This is a genomic window from Mycobacterium sp. (genome assembly GCF_049673265.1).
Lineage (GTDB): Bacteria > Actinomycetota > Actinomycetes > Mycobacteriales > Mycobacteriaceae > Mycobacterium.
In genome coordinates this window covers 1-2499 of record NZ_JBATXN010000114.1, presented here as the reverse complement: position 1 = coordinate 2499, position 2499 = coordinate 1, and the positions used below count along the sequence as shown (strand labels likewise).

Below are 2499 nucleotides of genomic sequence, written 5' to 3'. Positions count from 1 at the left end.
TGAGAGTATTGCGCTTCGTGACGTTGAGAATGAGCTGGTCGGTGAGGTCAGCGGCGGTCAGTGTCTGAGCCGGGTCGCGTCCTTCCACGCGCACTCTCTCGACGCCGGTGGCGCCCGCCGTGTCGAGAATCGAGCGCACGGTGGGGCCCTTTTGAACTTGAGCGCCTCGCGACTGCGGTGTCACGACTTCGACCTGCGGAAGATGTTGTAGCTGCGGCAAACTCAAGCGGCCAAGAACTCGGCCGTTCGCCTGCACGACAAGCCCATTGCCCGCGGTAGCGCGCTTGGTTCCGAGCCCGCCACAGGCGCCCAGGCCAGTGCTGAGGAGTGCGACCGTCAGCATCGCCACGACCAGCTGCCTGGTCGACAATCGCATCAGCGGCCGATATGCATCGATGGGAGCACATGCAAGGAAAGACACCCCGTAGGCATTGGGTGCCTGCGGGTTGCGCCGGGAAGGCCACCAGTAATCGGGCAATTGGCTGTGCATTTCCCAGATGCTTACCGCATAGACGGCATGTATGTCACGCTTAGGGACGTATTCGAGGAACTTTACCGGCTGACACTCCGTACCTGAGGTTACATATGGACGCGGTTCCGGCCAATCGTGGCGCAGTTGCGGTGCTGTCGCGATACTCGCTTCGCGAGGCCACCGCGTGGTTGCTTGGTTGCGAGGTTGGCTTACCGGTGCTCGCGGCGCTGCTAATCGTCGCGTCGGCGGATATCCGAATCCCGATCGGCATGCCAGGGCACCGCGGACTGGTCTGGCTGACGTTGCTGGTGACGGTGGTGTTAGTGACGCGCAGCCGGGAGACGGTGGTTGCCGTCGGTGCCACTTCGACTGTGGCGACAGCGCTGCTCCACACCGCACCCGGCATGTGGGCAAGTGCGCGCTACGTCGCGGCCGCGGTCCTGCTGTACGCCGCGGCCGTCCTTCCGGTGGTCGGCCGTCGGCGATGGTTGATTGCGTTGGCGGCGGCGCCGATTCATTTGGTCGCGCTGATCGGGTCGGTTGTTGGGCTGCCCGAAAAGGCACTGCTTCATTTGGGCTTCGGCCTGGTTGCCGGCCTGCTCGGCTGGGCGATGGCATCGGGGATAAACCGCTTCTCATCGACGCAACCAGCCGAGGCAGTTCGTGGTTCGTTCAAAGGGGTTAGCTGTCATGGTTTTACGAGTCGTTCCCGAGGGGCTGGCCGCGACGAGTGCGGCTGTGGAAGCAATTGCAGCTCAGCTGGCGACCGCGCATGCCGAGGCGGCGCCGACGATCTCAGCAGTGGTGCCGCCGGCGGCTGACCCGGTGTCGATTCAAGCCGCCGCGATGTTCAGTGTGCGAGCCAGCCAGCACGCGACGGCGGCAACGTGCGGCGTGGAGGTATTGGGTCGGGCGGGAGTCGGAGTGGCCCAGGCCGGCGCAAGCTATGCCGCCGGCGACGAGGCAGCGGCCTCCACATTTGTGGCCCCGGGCGGCTGACGATGACCGCGCCGGTGTGGATGGCGCTACCGCCAGAGGTGCACTCAGCCTTGCTGAGCAGTGGTCCCGGGGCCGGCCCGCTAATGGCCGCCGCCGGTACGTGGAGTGCTTTGAGCACCGAATACAACGCGGCCGCAAGCGAATTGACCGCGGTATTGGCTGACGCACAACAGGTATGGGGCGGTACTGCCGCTGAGCAGTATTTGGCCGCGCACCTGCCATATCTGGCATGGCTACAACTGGCGGCCGCGGTTAGTGCTGAGACAGCCGCCCAGCACGAGACCGTGGCTGTGGGCTACACCGCCGCGTTGGCCGCGATGCCCACGTTGGCCGAGCTGGCCACTAACCATGTCGCCCACGGGGTATTGGTGGCGACGAATTTCTTTGGCATCAATACGATTCCGATCGCGCTCAATGAGGCCGACTACACCCGGATGTGGGTGCAGGCGGCCACCACGATGAGCATGTATCAGACCACCGCCGAAGCAGCGCAGGCCGGGGGTGGCGGCGGTGCCGGAGGTGGCGGCGGTGGCGGCCAAGGGGGAGGTGGTGGCTCTTTTCAGTTGCCCACCCCAGCCGAAATCTGGCAGATGATCTTTGGACCTGACGGCGAACAGATCTCAGGGCAAGGGCAACCCAACTGGGATCCTTTGCAGTACTTGCAGAACTTGCCGAACGTCTTGCAGGGAAATCAGCAAGCGCTGATCTGGCTGCAGGAAAATTGGCAAGGCTTGACGAACCCGTCGCAGTTTCCTCAATTGGTTAGCTACTTCGTTGCGTGGCAAACCTTCCGTGTCGTCAACTGGACGCTGAGAACGCTGCGGTTCCTAGTCCAGGAGCTGCCTCTTTTGTTGCCGGCCGTTCTCAACCTGTCGGTTATCAACCTGGGAGCGGCGGCTGGTGTGACTAGCGTGGTGGCGCCGGTTGGCCTGGCCGGGCCGTCTCAGCCCGCCGGCGCTCCCGCTGTGGTTGCACCGATCGCCCCTGCTGCACCGGTGGCTGTGCCCGCACCGGCGATAGCGAATACT

At 64.2% G+C, this 2499-nt stretch carries 4 protein-coding genes; 3 read left to right on the top strand and 1 reads right to left on the bottom strand.

Annotated features, from left to right (window positions below):
- Positions 1-376: hypothetical protein (locus WBF82_RS03905; protein ID WP_424381785.1), on the bottom strand; the 376-nt coding region annotated here is incomplete at its 3' end.
- Positions 377-585: 209 nt separating this feature from the next.
- Here WBF82_RS03905 and WBF82_RS03900 point away from each other — a divergent pair.
- The 3 genes from WBF82_RS03900 to WBF82_RS03890 all read left to right on the top strand — a co-directional run.
- Entirely contained in the window at positions 586-1293 is a 708-nt protein-coding gene (locus tag WBF82_RS03900) for a hypothetical protein (protein ID WP_424381786.1), read from the top strand.
- Positions 1211-1471 carry a PE family protein gene (locus WBF82_RS03895; protein ID WP_424381784.1) on the top strand — a complete coding sequence of 87 codons (261 nt, stop codon included), beginning with the start codon at positions 1211-1213 and terminating at the stop codon, positions 1469-1471. Before WBF82_RS03900 ends, WBF82_RS03895 begins: the two co-directional genes overlap by 83 nt.
- Positions 1472-1473: 2 nt before the next feature.
- Positions 1474-2499: PPE family protein (locus tag WBF82_RS03890; RefSeq protein ID WP_424381783.1), on the top strand; the 1026-nt coding region annotated here is incomplete at its 3' end.